15 protein-coding genes and 1 riboswitch are annotated in these 20,353 nt (G+C 68.3%); of the genes, 5 read left to right on the forward strand and 10 right to left on the reverse strand.

The genetic code is table 11. The features are described from left to right. Window position 1: 1 nt before the first annotated feature. Complete coding sequence (locus tag E0E18_RS04620) at window positions 2-745, reverse strand: IclR family transcriptional regulator (protein WP_110482452.1); 744 nt, start codon at window positions 743-745, stop codon at window positions 2-4. A gap of 158 nt (window positions 746-903) precedes the next feature. On the opposite strand from E0E18_RS04620, the gene E0E18_RS04625 reads away from it, so the two are divergent. Next, a complete protein-coding gene (locus E0E18_RS04625) occupies window positions 904-3,555 on the forward strand; it encodes a GcvT family protein (RefSeq protein ID WP_130839480.1) in 2,652 nt (883 codons plus the stop codon). 94 nt (window positions 3,556-3,649) lie between these two features. Here the strand turns inward: E0E18_RS04625 and E0E18_RS04630 are convergent, their stop codons facing one another. Then, a complete protein-coding gene (locus E0E18_RS04630; protein ID WP_066585820.1) occupies window positions 3,650-4,564 on the reverse strand; it encodes a LysR family transcriptional regulator in 915 nt (304 codons plus the stop codon). A 72-nt stretch (window positions 4,565-4,636) separates the two neighbouring features. Here E0E18_RS04630 and E0E18_RS04635 point away from each other — a divergent pair, with 72 nt between their 5' ends. The 4 genes from E0E18_RS04635 to E0E18_RS04650 are packed head-to-tail and all read left to right on the forward strand — an operon-like array spanning window position 4,637 to window position 9,245. Next, window positions 4,637-5,977, forward strand: coding sequence for an aromatic ring-hydroxylating oxygenase subunit alpha (locus E0E18_RS04635; protein WP_237559632.1), 1,341 nt, complete (start codon window positions 4,637-4,639; stop codon window positions 5,975-5,977). After that, the gene (locus E0E18_RS04640; RefSeq protein WP_130839483.1) at window positions 5,974-7,323 is read left to right on the forward strand and encodes a flavin reductase family protein; all 1,350 of its coding nucleotides are present in this window, start codon (window positions 5,974-5,976) and stop codon (window positions 7,321-7,323) included. The genes E0E18_RS04635 and E0E18_RS04640 overlap by 4 nt, the downstream gene beginning before the upstream one ends. A gap of 32 nt (window positions 7,324-7,355) precedes the next feature. Then, window positions 7,356-7,688 carry a putative quinol monooxygenase gene (locus E0E18_RS04645; protein ID WP_066583480.1) on the forward strand — a complete coding sequence of 111 codons (333 nt, stop codon included), beginning with the start codon at window positions 7,356-7,358 and terminating at the stop codon, window positions 7,686-7,688. Window positions 7,689-7,715: 27 nt separating this feature from the next. After that, complete coding sequence (locus E0E18_RS04650; protein ID WP_130839485.1) at window positions 7,716-9,245, forward strand: L-serine ammonia-lyase; 1,530 nt, start codon at window positions 7,716-7,718, stop codon at window positions 9,243-9,245. 31 nt (window positions 9,246-9,276) lie between these two features. On the opposite strand, the gene E0E18_RS04655 is transcribed toward E0E18_RS04650, so the two are convergent. The 8 genes from E0E18_RS04655 to metG all read right to left on the reverse strand — a co-directional run bounded on the left by E0E18_RS04655 (window position 9,277) and on the right by metG (window position 20,343). Further along, complete coding sequence (locus E0E18_RS04655; RefSeq protein WP_130839487.1) at window positions 9,277-11,100, reverse strand: alpha/beta hydrolase; 1,824 nt, start codon at window positions 11,098-11,100, stop codon at window positions 9,277-9,279. Continuing rightward, window positions 11,093-13,027 (reverse strand): ABC-F family ATP-binding cassette domain-containing protein, encoded by a 1,935-nt coding sequence (locus E0E18_RS04660; RefSeq protein WP_130839489.1) that lies wholly within the window; start codon window positions 13,025-13,027, stop codon window positions 11,093-11,095. Before E0E18_RS04660 ends, E0E18_RS04655 begins: the two co-directional genes overlap by 8 nt. Before the next feature lie 69 nt (window positions 13,028-13,096). Next, the gene (locus E0E18_RS04665) at window positions 13,097-14,173 is read right to left on the reverse strand and encodes a 4-diphosphocytidyl-2C-methyl-D-erythritol kinase (RefSeq protein ID WP_130839492.1); all 1,077 of its coding nucleotides are present in this window, start codon (window positions 14,171-14,173) and stop codon (window positions 13,097-13,099) included. Next, a complete protein-coding gene (rsmA, locus tag E0E18_RS04670) occupies window positions 14,170-15,162 on the reverse strand; it encodes a 16S rRNA (adenine(1518)-N(6)/adenine(1519)-N(6))-dimethyltransferase RsmA (protein ID WP_110481161.1) in 993 nt (330 codons plus the stop codon). The genes E0E18_RS04665 and rsmA overlap by 4 nt, the downstream gene beginning before the upstream one ends. A 115-nt stretch (window positions 15,163-15,277) precedes the next feature. Beyond that, window positions 15,278-16,435, reverse strand: a complete 1,158-nt coding sequence (locus E0E18_RS04675; RefSeq protein ID WP_130839494.1) for a resuscitation-promoting factor — start codon at window positions 16,433-16,435, stop codon at window positions 15,278-15,280. 106 nt (window positions 16,436-16,541) lie between these two features. Beyond that, on the reverse strand, window positions 16,542-17,378 hold the full coding sequence (locus E0E18_RS04680) for a TatD family hydrolase (protein ID WP_066585825.1): 837 nt from the start codon (window positions 17,376-17,378) through the stop codon (window positions 16,542-16,544). Window positions 17,379-17,388: 10 nt separating this feature from the next. Then, window positions 17,389-18,261 (reverse strand): TenA family protein, encoded by an 873-nt coding sequence (locus E0E18_RS04685; protein WP_130839496.1) that lies wholly within the window; start codon window positions 18,259-18,261, stop codon window positions 17,389-17,391. Next, window positions 18,249-18,348, reverse strand: a riboswitch (TPP riboswitch). (Overlaps the previous gene by 13 nt.) Window positions 18,349-18,456: 108 nt before the next feature. Then, window positions 18,457-20,343 (reverse strand): methionine--tRNA ligase, encoded by a 1,887-nt coding sequence (gene metG / locus E0E18_RS04690; RefSeq protein WP_066585831.1) that lies wholly within the window; start codon window positions 20,341-20,343, stop codon window positions 18,457-18,459. Window positions 20,344-20,353 lie beyond the last annotated feature (10 nt).

Genomic DNA, 20,353 nt, shown 5'->3' on the forward strand with positions numbered 1-20,353 from the left:
TTCAGACCCAACGCCCCGACGCCGAGGCGAGGACGCCGAGCTGTGCGGCGATCTCCGCGAACTCTCCGGGGGGCAGACTGTGCACAGGACCTGTCACGGTCAGCGCAGCCTCCAGTTCCCCACCGGGGCGACGCAGCGGCACGGCGACGGCGGTGATGTGGTCCTCCCACTCTTCGTCGGACCCCGCCCAACCGCGTCGGCGGACCGCCGCCAGTTCCGCGTCGAGTTTCTCCGGGTCGACGATCGTCCGGGGGGTGAAGCGTTCCAGGCCACGAGCCGCGGCCGCGGCGGCGGCGTCCGGGCTGTAGGCGAGAAGGAGCTTTCCGGAACTGGTCGCATGTCCGGGGGTGCGGCGACCGAGGTAGTGGTGCGGGGACATGAGCCCGGAACCGGCGGCCTGGGCGATGTTCACCGCCGAGATCTCGTCGAGCACGGCGACATTGGCGGTCTGCCCGGTCTCGTCGGCGACCATGTCGCACAGGTGCTGGGCAGCACCCGAGAACCCGGCGCGGTCGGTGACCGCACCCGCGAGCCGGACCAGGCCGAATCCGAGCCGCCACTGGCCACCCACCCGGTCCCGGTCAACCAGTCCGTGGTCGGCGAGCGTGGTGAGCAGGCGGGTGGCACTGGACTTGTGCACACCCAGGCGGTCGGCGATCTCGACCGTCCCGGCCTCCCCCAGCTCCGCCAGGATGTCGAGTGCCGCGACGGCCCTGTCCACTGACTGCACCGACTGACTTGTCATTTTCGAACTGTACGTCCGCTGTTGCGCACTACGCAACTCCAGAACAGTGGTTCCGGTCACACTCCAGTGACTGCAGCTCCACGACCACACCGATCCGACCACACCGTCCCGACCACACCGTCCCGGTACCACCGACACGACCACCTCAGGAGTCACCGATGTCCGACACAGTCTCCCCCTCCGCACGCATCGTCATCATCGGAGCCGGCGTCGTCGGCGCCGCTCTGGCGGACGAGCTCGTCCTCCGCGGGGCAACCGATGTCACCCTGGTCGACCAGGGCCCGCTGTACTCACCCGGCGGATCGTCCTCCCACGCCCCCGGCTTCGTGTTCCAGACCAACCCCTCGCGGGTCATGAGCCTGCTGGCCCAACGCACCCTCGACAAGCTCGACGGCCTGGACCTCGACGGCGCCCCGCTTCTCGACAGGGTCGGCGGGCTCGAGATCGCAACCCCCGACGCCCAGCTCAACGAACTGAACCGGCGCCGGGGTTTCGCCGGGGCCGCGGGGGTCCCCGCCGAACTGGTGGGGCCTGACCGGGTCGCCGAACTGTGGCCCGGCCTGGACACCACCCTGATCCTCGGGGCGCTGTACTCCCCCACGGACGCCGCGGTCTACGCTCCCCGCGCCGTGGAGTTCCAGGCGCGCCGGGCCGGGGAGGGAGGGGCGGAGATACTCGGACTGACCAGGGTGACCGAGGTTCTCACCGAGGACGGCCAGGTCACCGGCGTAGTTGTCGAGGACACCGGAGACCGTGGCGACGCCAGGGAAGCCCCCCGCGTCCTGCCCGCCGACGTGGTGGTGGCCTGCGGCGGAATCTGGGGCCACCCACTGGCCAGGGCCGGAGGACTGCGTGTCCCGATGCACCCCATGGAGCACGGTTTCGCCTGGACGGTTCCCACGGACGTCCTGCCCGGGGTCCGCCCGGACGGCACTCCGCTGCGCGACGACGAACCTTCCCGGCCCATCGTCCGCCACCAGGGAGCGGGAATGTACTTCCGCGAGTTCGGCGGCAGGCTCGGTATCGGGGCCTATGAGCACCGGCCCATCCCCGTCGCACCCGAGGATCTCACGGACACCGCCCATCTGCTGACCACCGGCCGACATCCCGCCATGCGCCGGTTCACCGCGGAGGACTTCGAGTTCACCCGGCAGGAACTGGGCAGGGTCTTCCCCGCCGTGAAAGACCTTCCCCTCGAGGACGAGTTCAACGGCGTCTTCTCCTTCACCCCTGACGGTGGTCCGCTGCTCGGCCCGTCACCGGAAGTCGCCGGATTCTGGTGCGCGCAGGCCGTGTGGGTCACCCAGTCGGCGGGCGTTGCGCAAGTGGTCGCGGACTGGATGCTGAAGGGTGACCCCGGCATCGACACCCATGAACTGGACCTGAACCGGTTCGACCCAGCCCTGCTCTCGGACTCGTGGATCCGCGGCCGGGCCGTCGAGAACTACGACGAGGTCTATGACATCCACTTCCCGCACCAGTCCACCGCAGTCAACAGGGGACTGAAGACCAGTCCCTTCCACCTGCGGACGGAACAGGCCGGCGGTGTCTTCACCGAGCACAACGGCTGGGAACGACCCCTGTGGCACGAGTCCAACCTGAAGATTCTCGAGGACCCCGGGTTCCTCACCCGGGACGCCGTGGTCGATCCGGTGAACAGTCCGGTGGCTGAGGCTCCGGTGGACCCGGACGCCCCGGTCGCCGTGACCGTGCCGCGCAGGGACGCCTGGGACCGGTTGAACTGGTCCCCTGTCGCTGCCGCCGAGGCCTGGGCGACGCGCAACAGGGCCGCGGTCTACGACATGACCTCGCTGACCCGCGTCTTGGTCCGAGGGCCCGGCGCGACAACCTGGCTGGGGGCCCGGTGCACCGGCGTCACGGACCGCCCTGTGGGCAGGACACTTCCCGTGGTCTACACGCTGATGCTCGACGGGACCGGGGGCATCCTGTCGGACGTCACCGTGACACGCCTCGGTGAGGAAGAGTACATGCTCGGGGTGAACGGCCCGTTGGACGTGGTCCGCCTCTCCCTGTCAGCGGCCTCGGAGACCGGCGGCGCAGTCACGGTGGACGACATCACCACGGCGTCCTGCTGCCTGGGACTGTGGGGTCCGCGTGCCCGTGACATCCTCACCCCGCTCGCCGAGGGGGACGTCAGCAATGACGGCCTCCGCTACTTCAGGGCCTCCCGGATGTTCGTCGCCGGGGTACCGGTGCTGGTCCAGAGGGTGAGCTATGTCGGCGAACTCGGCTGGGAGATCTACACGGCGGCCGCCCACGGCCTGCGTCTGTGGGACGAGATCGTCGCGGCGGGCGCAGAGTACGGCCTGGTGCCGGCGGGCCGGCTGGCGTTCAACAGTCTGCGGACGGAGAAAGGTTACCTGTCCTGGGGAAGCGACATGACCAGGGAGGACACTCCCGGGGACGCCGGGCTCGGCTTCGCGGTGAAGACCTCCCCCGAGGTGAAGCCGGACGGGTTCACGGGTCGTGACGCGCTCCTGGAACGTCCGACCCGGGGACGACGCCTCGTCACCTTCGTCTCGAGGCTCGACGCCGGTGTCCCGGAGGCCGGGGCACCGGTGTGGGCGGGTGAGGTTCCGGACGCAGGTGCGGGAGAAGCCGCGATCGGCCGGGTGACCGGAGCTGACTCCGGGTACGTCACCGGTCAGACGGTCGGTACCGCCTGGGTTCCCACGCAGTATTCGGAACCGGGGACTGTTCTGACGGTCGGCAGATTCGGCAGGGGCGTCAGCGCAGTCGTCGTCGAGGCACCGGTCTACGATCCCGGTGGGCTGAGGATCCGTCGCTGAGGGGCAGTCGCTGAGGGGCCGCTCCGTCACCTTCCCGGTCCGGACCCGCCCCAGGGATCCGGAGCAGGCCCGCCCGCCGGAGCCACGGTCACGCTCACAGTCCTGCGCTCTCGTCTGCGGCCTCCCTGAGAAGCTGCACCGTCTCACGGATCACAGGATGGGATCCGGATCCGCGCCGCAGCATGACCAGCACCCGGCGGCGCGGGGCCGAGGGTCCGTCGAGAGGTTTGCGCACGACCGGACTGTCGGAGCTGAGCTGGACGAGTCTCGGCACCAGTCCGACACCCAGCCCCCGTGAGACGATCTCGACGCTGGAGACCCAGTCAGCGACCTCGTGCACCACCCGTGGTGTCGCCCCTGCCGCGGTGAACGCCGTCGTGAACAACGCTCTGTACGTGGTACCGGGGTGGTCCGCGACCCAGGGGTCGTCCGCCAGTTCCTCCAGGCGTACCGAACTCCTGTCAGCCAGAGGATGATCGACGGGCAGCAGGACGTCGAGAGGGTCGTCGAGCAGCGGGAACTGTTCGATGCGTCGGTTGTCGGCGTCCGGTGCCGCCTGCATCGCCACAGTGACCGCGACGTCGAGCCTTTCGGCGGTCAACAGGTCGATGCACCGGTCAGGTTCCGCCTCCGTGATGGACACGTCCAGCCCGGGGTGGCTGCCGTGGAGACTGGCGGCGACGGAGGACAGCAGTGCACCTGTCGCCGAGGAGAATCCGCCGAGCCTGAGTGCCGCAGGCTCCCTGCCCGGGGCGGCGTCCTCAGCTTCGCCGTGGATACGTTCCCACAGGGTCACCAGTTCATCCGATTTCTCCACCAGGATCCGGCCGGCCGCGGTGAGCCGCAGTCCCCTGCCGTCCCTCTCGACCAGGGCAATTCCCACCGCCCGCTGGTACTCCCGGATCTGGGAGGAGACGGCCGAGGGGGAGTACCCGAGCGCCGACGCGGCCTCGGTGACGGTACCGCAGGTGGCGAAAGTCCTGAGCACGGTGAGGCGGTGATCGATCATGCGGAAATCATACACGATATTGTCTGATTATCTGCGATTTATTTTCATCACCCGGCGATATACATTTGCGCCATGACACTCGCACAGTCCGCTCCGGGCCCCGGCGGCACGTCCACGACCGCACCCCGTACCTCACGCTCATCCACCGCCGACGTGCGGCAGAACATGCTCGAACTGCTCCGGCAACGTCCTCCCCGGACCTCCCTGGAAGCCCCCCTGTACACCGACCCCGCAATGTTCAGCCTCGACATCGAGGGGATCTTCACCACCCAGTGGCTCTTCGCCACCACCGAAGCCGAGATCCCCGACCCCGGCGACTACGTCACCGTCGACTTCGGACCGGTCTCCCTGATCATCGTCCGTGGCGATGACGGGCAGATCAACGCGATGCACAACGTCTGCCGGCACCGCGGCGCCAGGTTCCTCACCGACCGTCACGGCAGTACTGCCCGCCTGACCTGCGCATACCACTCATGGACCTATGCCACCGACGGCACACTCATCCACGCGTCCTCCCCCGGCGAAACCTTCGACCGCACCTGTTTCGCACTGCGCAGGGTACACACCCGGTCAGTCTGCGGCCTCATCTTCGTCTGCGCCGCCGCCGAGCCCCCCACCGACATCGACGACCTCGAGGACACGGTGAAGCCGTACCTCGCCGGCTTCGACATCGCCTCGGCCAAGGTGGCCACCCGCATCGACCTCATGGAGGAGGGCAACTGGAAACTCACGATGGAGAACAACCGGGAGTGCTACCACTGCGGCGGTCACCCCGAGCTCGCCTGCTCCCTCTTCGCGACATGGGGTCTCACCGAGGACACCGTCCCACCGGAACTCTCGGCGGACTGGGACCGGTCCCTGGTCGCCGACGCCACCCTCCAGCAGCGGTGCGACCGCTACGGACTGCCCTGGCAGATCGTCGAACACCTCACCGACCGTGACGTCGGCTACCGCATCTCCAGGGAGGCCCTCGACAAAGCCGGGGAATCCTTCTCCGTCACCGGGCAGCGACTGTCCCAGAAGCTCATGGGCGACCTCCCCGACTTCCGGCTGGGCCGCACCTCACTGCACGTCCAGCCGAACGCCTGGTTCCACGGCCTGTCGGACCACGTCATCACCTTCGCCGCCTTCCCCGTCAGCGCGGAACGGACCCTGGTGCGCACCACCTGGCTCGTCGCCGAGGATGCCGTGGCAGGAGAAGACTACGACGTCGACGAGCTCACCTACGTCTGGCGTCACACCAACGCGCAGGACGCCGACTTCGTCCAGCTCGCCCAGCAGGGGGTCTCCTCACCCGGGTACGTCCCCGGCCCCTACATGCGCAGCGAGGACCAGGTCGAGGCCTTCGTCACCTGGTACACCGCCCACATGGTCGACCACCTCGCCGGAGCAGAGAGCAGGAGGCAGAGTTGAGCAGCGTCATCGTCGAACAGTTCACCCCGGAACCCACCGCCGCACCCCGGAGGCCCCGACGCAGGCTCGACGCCACCGGTCTGGTCATGCCCTGGGCCCGCGACGCCGCCACCGGACACCGCGCCGAAATCCTCGACCGTGACTTCTCCGGCATCGCGCCGCCGGCCCGGCACTCCGAGTTCACCGTCGAAGTCACCGGCATCCGTGACGAGACCCTCACCATGCACACCCTCGTCCTGCGTCGCACGGACGGACTGCCGTTCACCCACAGGGCCGGCCAGTTCGTCCGCCTCAGCGTCCCCGTCGACGGTCCCGGCACCGACCCGGTGGCCCGGTGCTACTCGGTGTCCTCGTCACCGGTGCTGTCGGTCTACGGCGACCCGGCGACCTTCACCGTCTGCGTGAAGAAGGTCCCCGGAGGGAGGGTGTCGACCTGGATCCATGATTCCCTGACCACCGGCACGGTCCTGGAGGCACAGGGGCCGCTGGGTAACTTCCACCTGCCTGACGTCGACCGGCGGGCCCGCTACCTCCTGCTCGCCGGCGGCGCCGGGATCACCCCTGTGCTGTCGATGGTCCGCACCCTCGCCGCACTGCCCGGACCGGTGGACACCGTGGTCATCTACCACTGCAGGCACCCCCGGGAGTTCGCCTTCGCCGAAGAGCTCCTCGACCTCGACGCCCGCACCCCGGGTCTCACAGTCTGCCTGTCACTCGGTTCCCTGACCTCCGGCACCCCGGGATGGAGGGGAGCCACCGGACGCCTCTGCCCCGAAGCTGTCGCGGCCATCGTCGACAACGCCTGCGGACGCCGCGTCTTCGCCTGCGGCCCGCCCGGTTACCTGCAGACAGCCCGGGAGGTCTCCGCCGCAGTCGGCGTCCCTCTCAACGCCTACCGCGAGGAGTCCTTCGACGAGACCACGACCTCGGTGGACACCCGCCCCTGCCTCTCTTCCGTCACCCCGCCTGCCGTCACCCCGACTGTGACTGTCGTACCGGACTGCACCGCCCCGGACCGGGAGCCCCCGGCCGGCACCACCGCCGCCACTGCCACTGCCACCGCCGCCACTGCGGCCCCCGGGACGACGACGGTGACCTTCCTCCGCTCAGGCAGTGTCATCTCCGTCGCCCCCGGGGAAACCCTGCTCGACGCCGGACGCCGTGCCGGGGTACCCCTGCGCTCCAACTGCGGTGCCGGGTTCTGCGGGTCGTGCGCGGTACGGAAAATCTCCGGCACCGTCGACATGTCCGACAACGGGGGCCTCCGGCAGCGGGACATCGACGCCGGCAGGATCCTTCTGTGCTGTTCACGGCCCGCCGGAGACCCGGTGGAACTCGACTGCTGAGAGCACCGGATCCACCGGGTACCCTCGTCACCATGATTCTCATCAACGTCCGATTCCGTCCCCTCCCCGAATACCTCGAGAACTTCCGGGAAGTTGTCCGCGAGTTCACCGACGCCACCCGCGCAGAGGAAGGCAACCTCCTGTTCGAGTGGTACCGCAACACCGACGATCCCTCCGAGTACCTGCTGGTCGAAGCTTTTGCCGACGGTGCCGACGTCGCCCACGTCCAGTCCGACCATTTCAAGGCGTCCTGCGAGCTCTTCCCCACAGTTCTCCGGGAGACCCCGCAGATCATCAACCACAGTCTCCCCGGCAAGACCGGGTGGGACCGGATGGCGGAGTTCCAGGTGCCCGCCACCGACTGACCCCCGAAAGAACATGAGGTGTGAACCGTGACCGTCAGTGTCTTCGACCTGTTCCGTATCGGTGTGGGACCGTCGAGCTCCCACACCGTAGGACCGATGCTGGCGGGCCTGCGGTTCGCCAGGGCCCTGCGTGAACGGCGCCTCTCCGCCTCCTTACCGGTCGCCGTACCTGCCGGAGTGCAGACCGCCGTACCTGCCGGCGTGCAGCCCGGCGTGCAGACCGACTCCGGCGTGACAGCGGACACCACAGTCGCTGCCGGCGGCGAGGACACCGCCGGTATCGCCGGCGGCGCCGTGTCACGTGGCCCGGGCATCACCGTCATCCTCTACGGTTCCCTGGCCGCCACCGGCGCCGGCCACGGTACCCTCGGCGCCTGCCTGCTCGGACTCGACGGCTGCGATCCTGCGACTGTCAGCCCGGACCACATGGTCTCCCGGCTCCGGGAGATCCGCAGCTCCCGCACCATCTCTCTGGCCGGCGACGCGGATTTCCCGGTGACCTGTGGCTTCGAGGACATCATCCTCCGCCCGTCCGTGGTGCGCACCATCCACACCAACGCCGTGACCTTCAGTTTCCTCGACAACTCCGGCGAGACCTTCTCCGAGACCTACTACTCGGTCGGCGGCGGGTTCATCAGGACCGCCGACGAGACCGTGGGAGACAGCCGCCTCACCGGAGAGGGGACCTTCACCTCCGCCGCCGAGCTGACGGCCCTGGCGGAGTCCGCGGGCGGGATTGCCGCCGCCCAACGCAGATGCGAGCGTCTTCGCAGGACAGACAGGGAGATAGATATCCGGCTGGACTCCCTCGTCCAGGCCATGGACGCCTGCGCGGAACGGGGTACGGGCACTGAAGGCGTCCTGCCGGGTGGACTGCTCGTCCGGCGAAGGGCACACCGGTGGTACAACCAGCTGTCCCGCGAGGACCCTGACTGTACCGCCGAATTCTCCGAAGACTGGGTGAATCTCGTCGCACTGGCGGTCAACGAGGAGAACGCCGCCGGCGGCCGCGTCGTGACCGCACCCACCAACGGTGCCGCAGGGATCATCCCCGCGGTCCTCTTCTACGCCCGGACCTGGACCCGCGCCGGACGGACCGACCAGCGCGACACCTGGCGCCGCTTCCTCCTCGCTGCCGGCGCTGTCGGTTCGCTCTACAAGGAACGGGCGTCGATCTCGGGGGCCGAGGTCGGATGCCAGGGCGAGGTCGGGTCCGCCGCCTCCATGGCCGCCGCAGGGCTCGCCGAGGTCCTCGGCGGCACCCCCGCCCAGGTGTGCAATGCCGCAGAGATCGCCATGGAGCATTCACTCGGCCTCACCTGCGACCCGGTGGCCGGACTCGTCCAGGTCCCCTGCATCGAACGCAACGCCATTTCGGCAGGCAAGGCCATCAACGCCGCCAAGATGGCCATGCGCGGGGACGGGAACCACCGGGTGAGCCTCGACGAGGTCATCGAGACGATGCGCCGGACCGGTGCCGACATGTCGGACAGGTACAAGGAGACCGCCGGTGGCGGACTGGCGACCACCGTCGCCGTCAACATCCCGGAGTGCTGACCCCCCTGACCCCGCCGATTCCGTCGCCCCGTCACCCCCTGCTGTCGTTGCCGCCGATCTCCTTCTCCGGCCCCTGGTTCTGCATGGCCGCGGCCAGTTCATCACGCAACCGGTCAACTTCGGCGTCCGAGTAGTTCGCCCCCACAACCGCCGCGAGACCGTCGACGACCGACGCACCGTAGTTGTGCCCGTGGCCGTCAGGGACCTTCGCCGCTCGGGGGAGATCGAGAGTGACCTGCCAGAAGGTGACGAACGGCATCCAGTTCATCGCCGGTGTCCGGTCGAATCCCGGGGGCTCCCTGAGCCAGTCCGGTCTGCGGAAGATCAGGTCCGGTGACCACCACACCACCGGGTCAGAGGGATGCTGGACATAGAGCACCCGGGGACTGCGCCACTCGTCGGCGGAGTCCGGGTCGGACAGTTCGTGCCTCCACCGGGTGATGTCATCCGCATTTTCGGCGAAGCGCACCATCATTCCCCCGGAGTACTCCGGGCTCACCTCGGTGGTCCCCGGGTCTCGGCGCGTGACAAGGTCCCGGTGGAGTTCATTGCTGTTCGGCGGCCCGACGAGCAGCATCCCGTCCACGGCGCCGGCAATGTCCCGGACCCCGGAGAACGCGCCCTCGGCGGCGGTTGTCCCCAGGGACTCCCCGTAGATGTACAGTTTCGGCCGGTGGTCGGCGGGCAGGGTGTGCCACCAGTCGACCACGGTGGACACCAGCGCACGACCGTACTCTGCGACACGGTCCCGGTCTGTGACGAACTGCACGGCACTGGGGACGTCCGAGTACTGGGCGGAGGCGATGGCGGTGTCGCCGTCGAACATCAGCTCGAAGGCCTGGGCGGTGGTGGGGTTGACCCAGCCCGTCCCGGTCGCCGGGGTCACCAGGAGTGCCTTCCGTTCGGACGCCCCGGTCCTTTCGAGCTCACTGACGACATGGCGGGCGCGCTCCACATCGTCGGCACCGTCGTCGATTCCCGCGTAGGCCCGGATAGGTTCCTTCGCGGGGCGTCCGGTGAGTTTCTCCAGGTCCTCCCGGTACAGGCCCAGTGCGGTGAACCGGGTCCCGTATGCACCGAGGTCCTCCCACCTGGTCGGTGACCCCGGTCCCCCGGATCGTTCACTGACATGGGGGCGTACCAGGTCGGGCCTGATCGGTTCCCTGCTCACCGAGAAGAACTGCTCGGTCGCCCTGCGTACGGTACCGGGCAGGACGAAGTCGACGAGGAGCACCGTGACCACCGCTACCGCACCCCAGGACACCATCAGCCGCAGCCCGTACCTTGTACTTCTGCCGGGAACGGCGTCAGCCAGCAGCCCGGCGATCGCGGACACCGCCCGACCGACCGTGTCGAGCAGCACCCACACCGCCAGTCCGGTGGGCAGCACGAGGAGGAACTGGGCCGCCGTATAGGACCTGGCCCCCATGAGGTCGGCGAGTTCACGCTGCCACCTCACCGCCACCAGCACCCACAGCAGCAGGGCCACCGGGATGAGGACGACCAGGGCACGACGGCCCCGGGTCACCCACAGTTCAGGAACCCTGCGTCCCCGGACGGCACTGCGCCACACGGGTTCCACGGTGTCGCGCAGCCACATCCGCCAGTTCCACATCAGCATCAGCCCGATGAGGTGGCCGGTGGCAGCGGACAATCCGCAGGACAGTCCCTGGTAGAGCCAGGTCCTGGGGATCAGCGACGGGGTGAGGGACAGGGCGAACATCACCCCGCCGCAGATCAGTCCCCAGACGTTGGGAGGGGTGGGACGCCGGAACCCGAAGAAGTGGACGAACCGACGGGGCGCGCCGGTCCTGTCCGCCGTGCCGGTGACTGCTGCACCGGTGTTCTCAGACATGCCCCTGCTCCCGGGTCTCCGCCACTTCCAGCCACTGCATCTCGCAGTCCCCGTGCTCCGCCCTGACCTCCTGCAGTTCCCTGTCCAGTGAACTGAGAAGCCCGGTGTCGATCTGTCCGTCGGCGGGGGAAGCCGCAGCAGCGAGTTTCGCGGTGAGGTCGTCGATCTTCCGGCTGAGCTTCTCCATACGGCGTTCGAGTGAATTGAGGGTCTTCTTCAGTTCCCTGTCCTCGCGTGCGGACAGCCCGGACGTTCCGGCGTCCCCGGCGTCCCCGGGGTTCCCGGCGGATGACGCCGCCCCGCCCTTCCCTGCCGCTGTCGTGGACCGCCGGCCGGTTCCGGAGATGCCGGCGAGAAGCTCCCGGCGCCGTTCCAGGTACTGGGCGATACCGCCGGGCAGGTTGGTCAACGTGCCGTCACCGAACAGTGCCCAGGTCGAGTCACATATCCGCTCGATGAGGTACCGGTCGTGGGAGATGACCACCAGCGTCCCCGCCCAACCGTCGAGCAGATTCTCCAGCTCCTGCAGGGTGTCGATGTCGAGGTCGTTGGTCGGTTCGTCGAGCAGCAGCACATTCGGCTCCGCCATGAGCACGCGCGTCAGCTGCAGGCGGCGACGTTCACCGCCGGAGAGGTCCCGGACCGGGGTCCTCTGACGTCGGGCGGAGAATCCGAGGCGTTCCGCCAGCTGGGACGCCGTGAGTTCCTTACCGCCGATCTCGACCCTGGTGGCGACATCCTCCACGGCCTCGATCAGGCGCAGGTCACCGTCAAGGTCCTCAAGTTCCTGTCGCAGCCAGCCGATCTCCACGGTGCGGCCCTGTGTCCTACGTCCCGCAGCCAGGGGATACTCGCCGGCGAGGGCGCGCAGCAGTGTGGTCTTGCCGGATCCGTTGACGCCGACCAGGCCGATGCGCTCACCCGGGGCGAGACGCCAGGTGAGGTCCTCGACCAGGACCCTGGACTCGGGTGGTGGGGTGGTGACCGTGGCGTCCTCCAGTTCGATCACCTTCCTGCCGAGCCGCTTCGCGGCGAACCGCATCAGCTCCACCTGGTCCCGGGGGGCGGGCACATCCCTGATCAGGGCTTCGGCGGCTTCGATGCGGTAGCGGGGCTTGGAGGTGCGGGCCGGGGCCCCCCGACGGAGCCAGGCGAGTTCCCGGCGTGCGAGATTCGCCCGGCGCTGTTCCTCGGCGTCCGCCTGGCGGCTGCGCTCCGCGCGGGCGAAGACCCAGTCGTTGTATCCGCCCTCGTAGACGTCCACGGTACCGTCGTGGACCTCCCATGTCGTGGTGGCGACGGTGTCGAGGAACCACCGGTCGTGGGTGACGACGACGAGCGCGCACCGTCGGGCCAGCAGGTGTGCGGCGAGCCATTCGACACCTTCGACGTCGAGGTGGTTCGTCGGCTCGTCGAGGATGACCAGGTCGACGTCACGCACCAGCGCCGCGGCAATGCCGACCCGCCGGCGTTCACCGCCGGACAGTCCCTCCAGCGGGGTGTCCATTCCCGCGCCGTCGCCGAGACTGTTGACACCGATTCCTTCGAGGACATCCCTGATCCTCGGCACGGACGCCCACTCGTGGGTCTCCAGGGTGCCGTCGTTGTCCCCGGTGAGTCCGGACAGAACCGCTTCACCGACCGTGTCCCCTGTCAGACCACTGTCCTGGGAGACCACCGCCATGCGCAGGCCGTTGTTCCGGGACACCCGACCGGAGTCCGGGGTGTCCGTTCCCGCGAGAATGCGGACCAGTGTCGACTTCCCACCGCCGTTGAGCCCGACAACTCCGATCCGGTCACCGCTGTTGACCCCGAGGCTGACACCGTCGAGAAGTGTACGCAGTCCGTAGGACTTCTCGACGTTCTCCAGGTTGATGAGGTTGTCTGCCGCCCTGGTGCCGGTCGCGGTGCTGGTGCTGCTGCTCATGTCGTGTTCCTGCTTCGTGTCTCGTGTCAGAGGTGGGTGCGGTTCGGGGTGGGGTACGGGAAAGTGGTGTCAGGGGACGGAGCGGACGCCGTGGGGGCTGGACGAGGCGACCAGGGTGGGACCGGCGTGCCCCGACCCCGCGACAGCGGCGGCCACCTCGACCGCGTGGTCACGGTCGGCGCAGAGAACCGCGAGGGTCGGTTCGGCCCCGGACACCACCACCCCCAGAGCTTCCGCCTCCACGGCGACGTTCATGGACAGGCGTAGACCGGGCCGGAAACTGCACACCAGTGCGTGCAGGTCGTTGTCCAGGAACCCTCCCACGACGGTGGGGTCCTCGTCCAGCAGAGCGCGCTGGATATGTGTGACGCTGCCTGCCAGGATGTAGTACACGCGCTCGCCCCGGTTCGCAGCCTCCCTCAGGCTGTCCAGTCCGGCGACGAGCTTCTCCACGGACAGGGGCTCCGCGGCCAGGGACCTGTCGTCGGTGGCGAATGCCCAGTGACGTACGCCCCGGGTCATCACCGGAACCGGGCCGCTTCCCTTGTCCAGTACCGTCCCACCGATGAAACGTGCAGGGACGCCGGGGCCGACCAGGGACGCCAGGCTTCTGAGCTCACTGTCGTCGGGCCCGGGGACCGGGGCGAGTCCGTGGTCGACGGCGTCCCTGCCGTGGAGGATGTCACGCATCGCCGCCAGTGTGGCCGCGGCATCAGCGTCGGCGCAGGCCAGAACGCCTGCGGGTATCTCCCGGCCGATCCGGATCTCCAACTGCGGCAGCAGAGAGTCCGGTGCGAGCTTCCGGTAGCGGTCGACAATGACGGTCACCGCCCGGACCACGGGGCCGACAGAAGGGTCGTCCGGCTGCTCCGGATCGTGGGACCGGACCGTGCCCCGCGCCCGGTCGACCACGGTGACCGAGATGACCGGACCGGTGGACCGGCCGGTCCGGTCCGGGGGGACTGTCCCGGTCGCGGTGACTGTGACGGTCTCAGTCAGGTCGAGCGACTGGGTGACCGTGACTATTTCCCTGGTGCCGGAGCTCTGCGGTTCCCCGATGCTGGTGAACAGGCACACTGCTCCCTGCGCGGTGGCGGACGCCTGCCACGGTGAGGTGTCTGCGGGCCCGCCGGCTGCCGTGTTCACTGCCGGTCCCGCAGGGTCGTCGGGGTGTCGCCGTCGCCACCTGACCGTGCCGCCAGCGAGGCGACCGCCAGGGTCACGAAATCGACTGTCCCGAGTTTCTCACCGCGCTGACGTGGGTCGATTCCGGCGGCGGTGAGGACTTCCTCTGCCGACTGCGGTGATCCGAAATAGCCGGCCAGAGCCGCGCGGAGCGTCTTGCGCCGCTGCAGGAAGGCTGCGTCCGTGAGAGCGAAGACCTCACCCTGGAGTGCCTGCCGGTCCGGAGGTGACAGTGTGGTGAGGACGTTCTGCCAGGGTCGGTCACCGTCGGTCCACCGGTCGATCCTGACCAGTCCCGAGTCGATTTTCGGGGCGGGCCAGAAGACGTTCCTGCCGACGGTGCCCGCCCGGGTGACCGCCCCGTGGAAACCTGCCTTGACACTGGGGACGCCGTAGATCTTCGACCCGGGGGCGGCGGCCAGTCTCTCGGCGACCTCAGCCTGGACCATCACGAGGACTCTGCGGATCGAGGGGAACTCGGACAGCAGGTGGAGCAGAACAGGTACGGAGACGTTGTAGGGCAGGTTGGCGACCAGGGCGGTCGGAGGGTGGACACCGGCACGGTCGAGGTCCGGGGCGGTGAGGGTCAGAGCGTCGGCGCTGAGTACGGTCACGTCGGTCTCCCGGTGCGGGGCGTGCTCAGAGACAGTGCGCGGGAGCCTGTCCGCCAGGCGCCGGTCGATTTCCACGGCAGTGACGTCTCCGACCCGGTCGAGCAGTGCCAGGGTGAGTGACCCGAGCCCCGGGCCGACCTCGATGACGTGATCTCCGGGTCCCAGTTCAGCCGCCGAGACGATCCGACGCACGGTGTTCGGGTCAAGGACGAAGTTCTGGCCCAGCTTCTTCGTCGGGGTGATGCCGAGTTCTGCGGCCAGGCTCCTGATTTCGCCGGGGCCCAGCAGCCGGACGCCCCCGGGGCCGGCCGTGCTCTTGTCTTCACTGTCCGTCACAGCTCGAGGATACAGCCCCGCGGCAGTTCCCCGGCCACCGGCGGTGCTGCGCTGTTGCGCTGTCGCGTCCTTCCCCCCGCGATCCCGGGGCTTCCGGCCCCGGCCCCGCGGGATGCTATCCGATTCCGAGCTTGGAGGTGCAGGCGGGCCATGCTCCCCAGCCCTGGGACGCCTGGACCTTCTCAGCCACAGCGATCTGCTGCTCCCGGGTGGCCATGTGCGCTTCGGGGGCGTACGCGGTTCCACCGTAGGCAGCCCAGGTGGACGGGGTGAACTGCAGTCCGCCGGAGAAGCCGTTGCCGGTGTTGGTGGCCCAGTTCCCGCCCGCCTCGCACTGGGCCAGGCTGTCCCAGACTGAACCACCGGCGACGGACGGGGCGGAGGCCGAGGACGCCACGGGCGCGACGCGGGTACCGCGACGGACGACCCGCTCGGAAGCCGGGGTGATCTCCTCACTCCTGAGGACATCCCGGGCCGTCTCGACACCGTTGAGCTTCTGGATTCTGACGGTGACCCGGGCGGAGCCGACGGTGCCCTCGGAGATGACCTGTTCGGTGCCCTGGTCGAGCTCCGGGTCCTCCTCGACCCTCACGGCAGGTTCGACCGGCTGTTCCTCGGTGACCTCTTCGGAGGTGAACCGGGATACGTCGATGTGCATTCCCTCGGTCACCGGAGTGTCCGCGGACGGGGTGACAACGTCGTCCTTGCCGAGCGGGGTTCCCCTCATCTCGAGAACGTCGGCCACGGTGCGGGCGGCCATGGTGAGGCGGGCGGGAGCCTCCCAGGGATTGCCGTCGTTGAGGGTGAAGCTCTTCGGGGAGGTGATGGTCAGTTCCATGCCGTCGAGCGGAATTCCTGACGCTCCGGCGGTGGTCGCCGTTCCGGAATAGCCGAGCTCGTTGAGCAGGTCGGAGACTGTGGTGGAGGTTGTCGCGACGGTCTTAGACTGGCCGTCGACGACAAGGGCGACCTGCCGTGCGGAGCGGACGGTGACACGCGAGCCGTCGGAGACGGACTCCCCGAGCCCGGGGGTGATGAGGTCTGCGTCGGAGTACCGGACCTTCTCGGAGTCCAGGATCTCCCGGACGTCACCGGAGACGGTGCTGGCCTTGATGATCCGGCCGTTGACGTCGAGGGTGACATCCTTGTGGTTGGTGGCGACGACGGCACCGCCGACCACGAGGGTGGCGAGCATACCGCCGGTGGCGACGCGCAACGGGACGGAACTGGTGTGGTTGATGCGGTGCAGCGTCGACTTGTTCTTCGGGGACACTCGGTGATCTTCCTCCGTCGGTGATGTTGGACTCAGATCACGATACGGTAACAATCCCGATCCGGCAAAGTTTTCGGACGTGTTTTTCCGATTTCTGAAGCGCAGGTCACACCAGGTCGTACAGTTCCCGGGCGTTGGACGTCACCTGCGCCCCGAGCGCCTCAGGAGTCACATTTCTCACCTCGGCGACACATCTGGCGGTGTAGCCGACGTACGCCGGTTCGTTACGCGCACCCCTGAACGGTTCGGGTGTCATGAACGGTGCATCGGTCTCCACGAGCAGGCGGTCGTCCGGACAGTACGCCGCCACCTCCCGCAGTTCACTGTTTCTCCGGAAGGTCACGTTGCCGCTGAAGCTGAGCCAGCAGCCACGGTCCAGCGCCCGCCGTGCCATGTCCAGCGGAGAGGAGAAGCAGTGCAGCATGACCTTCAGGCCTTCCGGAGCATCGGAGAGCACGTCCATGAGTTCTCTGTCAGCCTCCCGGTTGTGGACCATCAGCGGCCGGCCGCTCTGCACCGCCAGATCCATGTGCCAGCGCAGTGCCTCCACCTGCACGTCCAGAGGTGCGGTGCGCTCCGGTTCATGCCGGATCCAGTACGTGTCCAGTCCCGTCTCCCCCACCGCGACACACCGCGGGTCCGACACCAGCTCCCTCAGCTTCTCCTGCACTCCGTCAGTGAAAAGCTCCCGGGCCCGGGTCGGGTGGATCGCGCAGGCGGCGAAGACCCTGTCATCTGAGTGTGCCGCCTCCAGTGCGAGGACCGATTCCGCCAGGTCGTCGCCGACCGTGCACACCTGCCCGACGCCGACCGCCGACGCCCTGTCCATGAATTCCCTGACCTGCGCCGCCGTCACCGCACCGCAGGACGCCAGGTGCGTGTGCGCGTCAAAGAGCTCGGGAAGCGGCTGAGGAGGGACCGGGGAAGGACGCTTCTTCGACATGCGGCCCAGACTACCGGGGCGGCCTCCCCGTCCCCCGGGTGTGTCCCCCGTGCCCGGGGTCCCGGTCCGCATGCCCGTCGAAGAACTGCAGCTCCAGGTCCACTGTGCGGGCGAAGAACTCTCTGGCACTGCGGGCGTCCTCCGGTGTCCGGTCACCGACACGGTCCATCTCCGAGCGCAGGAAAGCGACCAGTTCATGGAAGTCCGGGTAGTCGTGCAGCCGTACCCATTCCGCGTGGACGGGCCTGGCAGGGTATCCGTCCGGACCGGTCCCGTACGCGCGGTTCTCCGGGCGCGTCGCCCAGTCGAGGTACAGCCATTCGCACACCAGGATCACCGCGATGACGGCCGGGTAGCTGCCTGAGGCCGCGGCGTCCGCGAAGAGCTGCCTGAATCCGGTGGTGGCCTCCGTGTCCGGGACACCGTCACCGTCCGCGGAACCTGCAGAGTACCCTGCCGAGTTCTCTGCCCAGCTCTCTGCCGAACTCTCTGCCGAGCTCTCTGAGAGCTCCTCGACCGCCTCCCGGAAGTACGTGTCCTCGTCCCCCGCGACCTCCCCGATGAAACGGGCGAAACGGTGACGGGACGGGTAGTTGTCCGCCGTGGCTACTGCCGCGCCGATCAGGGCCATGAACCCGTCAGCGAAACGGTAGTCCTGGACAAGATAGGCGGCCAGGTCCCGGTCCGGCAGTGTTCCGGCGAACAGGGAGGTCACGAACGGATGGGTGACCGCGGTCTCCCAGGTAGTTCGGTTCTCCGCCCTCAGTACGTCGCTGAACCTGGTGCCTCCCCCGACACCGCTGCCCGGCCTGTCCGGTTCCGGTGTGGCGGCCCGCCCGGCCGACGTGTCTTCTGCAGCATGAACTGGTCTGTGATCTGCCATGACAATTCCTCCGCGGGTGTGAACCCGGTCAGGTTCGACGGGTCTCATCTCAGCCCGGGCCTGTCCCGGACACCCCGTGTCACCGGTCGAGGATACCGTCATGCCGGTGGCACCCGGGCCCGGGGCACCCCCGCCGTCCCCTACCCCTTCAGCGTCACCGGTGCGGTCACCGGCGACTACCCCGGTCGGCCCGGTCTACTTGTCGGTGTCCTGCTCAGGGGCCCCTTCAGCGACCTCTTCCGCGGTCTCGTCGGGGCTGATGCGCGCCCACTCCGGGCCTGTGACCCCCAGCTCGGGGTCGAGGCGGGTGAACAGCGGGACCGGCTTCACCAGTGGTGTACCCGGGGTGAGGTCCGTGCGTGCCCAGGTGGCCTGCTGGTCGGTGTAGTCACCCATGATCACCGGGTAGGCGCGTCCTGCCTCGGGCAGTCCGACCCCCACAGGGGTGAGAGGTGAATCGTCGGTGACCTCGACCACCTTCGGCTGCGCCGCCCAGACCCCGGTACCGCCCAGGGTCTCGAAGACCTGCTGTGCGGAGAAGGGGAGGTAGGGGGTGAGCAGTGTATTGGCGTCAGCGATAACCTGAAGGGCCGTGTACAGGACCGTGGCCAGCCGCTCGCGACTGTCGTCATCCTTCGCCAGCTTCCAGGGCTCCTGCGCGGCAAGGTAGCCGTTGGCCCGGCCTACTATGCGCATGGCCTCGGCAATGCCCGCCTTGAACCGCGAATGGGCGATGTTGTCGCCGACCACGTCGAAGGCCGCTGCCGCGTCGTCGAGCAGGTCGCGGTCCGCGTCAGTGAACTCGCCCGGGGTCGGGATCTCCCCGAAGTTCTTCACCGCCATCGACACGGTACGGCTGACCAGGTTGCCCCACTCGTTTGCCAGCTCGGTGTTCACCCTGCGGACGAACTCGTCCCAGGTGAAGTCGGTGTCCATGTTCTCCGGCCCGGCGACGGCGATGAAATAGCGCAGCGCGTCCGGTCCGAACTCCCGGAGGAAGTCACGGACGTAGATCACCACTCCCTTGGAGGAGGAGAACTTCGACCCCGACATGGTCAGGAACTCGGAGGAGACGACTTCGGTGGGGAGGTTGAGCACCCCCAGTTCACCGGGCTCGCCGCCCTTGTCACCCTTGCCCGCATATCCGAGCAGCTCGGCAGGCCAGATCTGGGAGTGGAAGGTGATGTTGTCCTTGCCCATGAAGTAGTAGGACAGGGCCTCGGGATCGCTCCACCACTTCTTCCACGCCTCCGGGTCTCCGGTGCGCCACGCCCACTCGATCGAAGCGGACAGGTAGCCGACGACGGCGTCGAACCACACGTACAACTTCTTGGCACTGTTGTCCTGCCAGCCCTCGATCGGCACCGGCACTCCCCAGTCAATGTCTCGGCTCATCGCCCGGGGACGCATGTCCTTGAGCAGGTTGAGGGAGAACTTCAGGACGTTGGGACGCCAACCTGTCCTCGTCTTCAGCCACTCTTCCAGGGCTCCGGCGAACGCCGGAAGGTCCAGCATGAAGTGCTCGGTCTCCACAAATTCCGGGGTCGCACCGTCGATCTTGGAGCGCGGGTCGATCAGGTCCACCGGGTCAAGCTGGTTACCGCAGTTGTCGCACTGGTCCCCGCGGGCGTCGGGTGCCCCGCAGATCGGACAGGTTCCCTCGATGAAACGGTCGGGAAGGGTCCTGCCGGTGCGGGGGTCGATCGCCCCGGTGGTGGTCTGCCTGACCATGTACCCGTTGTCGTTCAGCCCGCGGAACAGTTCCTGGACGACCGCGTAGTGGTTCCTGGTCGTCGTCCTGGTGAACAGGTCGTAGGACAGGCCCAGTCCGGCGAGATCCTCGACGATGATGCGGTTATACCGGTCTGCCAGCTCCTGGACCGGCACTCCTTCCTTCTCCGCCTGCACCAGCAGGGGCGTCCCGTGCTCGTCGGTGCCTGAGACCATCAGCACGTCACTGCCACGCATCCGCTGGTAGCGGGCGAACACGTCCGAGGGGACGCCGAAGCCTGCGACGTGTCCGATGTGGCGGGGTCCGTTGGCGTACGGCCAGGCGACGGAGGTGAGGACATGTTTCGACATGCTCCCCAGC

Source organism: Corynebacterium neomassiliense (assembly GCF_900626215.1).
GTDB lineage: Bacteria > Actinomycetota > Actinomycetes > Mycobacteriales > Mycobacteriaceae > Corynebacterium > Corynebacterium neomassiliense.

Bases quoted from the DNA above. Each gene is read 5' to 3' on its own strand.
- E0E18_RS04680 (WP_066585825.1), bottom strand. From the start codon at position 17,378: ATGTCGAAGAAGCGTCCTTCCCCGGTCCCTCCTCAGCCGCTTCCCGAG.
- E0E18_RS04625 (WP_130839480.1), top strand. From the start codon at position 904: ATGTCCGACACAGTCTCCCCCTCCGCACGCATCGTCATCATCGGAGCC.
- E0E18_RS04660 (WP_130839489.1), bottom strand. From the start codon at position 13,027: ATGAGCAGCAGCACCAGCACCGCGACCGGCACCAGGGCGGCAGACAAC.
- metG (WP_066585831.1), bottom strand. From the start codon at position 20,343: ATGTCGAAACATGTCCTCACCTCCGTCGCCTGGCCGTACGCCAACGGA.
- E0E18_RS04620 (WP_110482452.1), bottom strand. From the start codon at position 745: ATGACAAGTCAGTCGGTGCAGTCAGTGGACAGGGCCGTCGCGGCACTC.
- E0E18_RS04645 (WP_066583480.1), top strand. From the start codon at position 7,356: ATGATTCTCATCAACGTCCGATTCCGTCCCCTCCCCGAATACCTCGAG.
- E0E18_RS04655 (WP_130839487.1), bottom strand. From the start codon at position 11,100: ATGTCTGAGAACACCGGTGCAGCAGTCACCGGCACGGCGGACAGGACC.
- E0E18_RS04685 (WP_130839496.1), bottom strand. From the start codon at position 18,261: ATGGCAGATCACAGACCAGTTCATGCTGCAGAAGACACGTCGGCCGGG.
- E0E18_RS04635 (WP_237559632.1), top strand. From the start codon at position 4,637: ATGACACTCGCACAGTCCGCTCCGGGCCCCGGCGGCACGTCCACGACC.
- E0E18_RS04630 (WP_066585820.1), bottom strand. From the start codon at position 4,564: ATGATCGATCACCGCCTCACCGTGCTCAGGACTTTCGCCACCTGCGGT.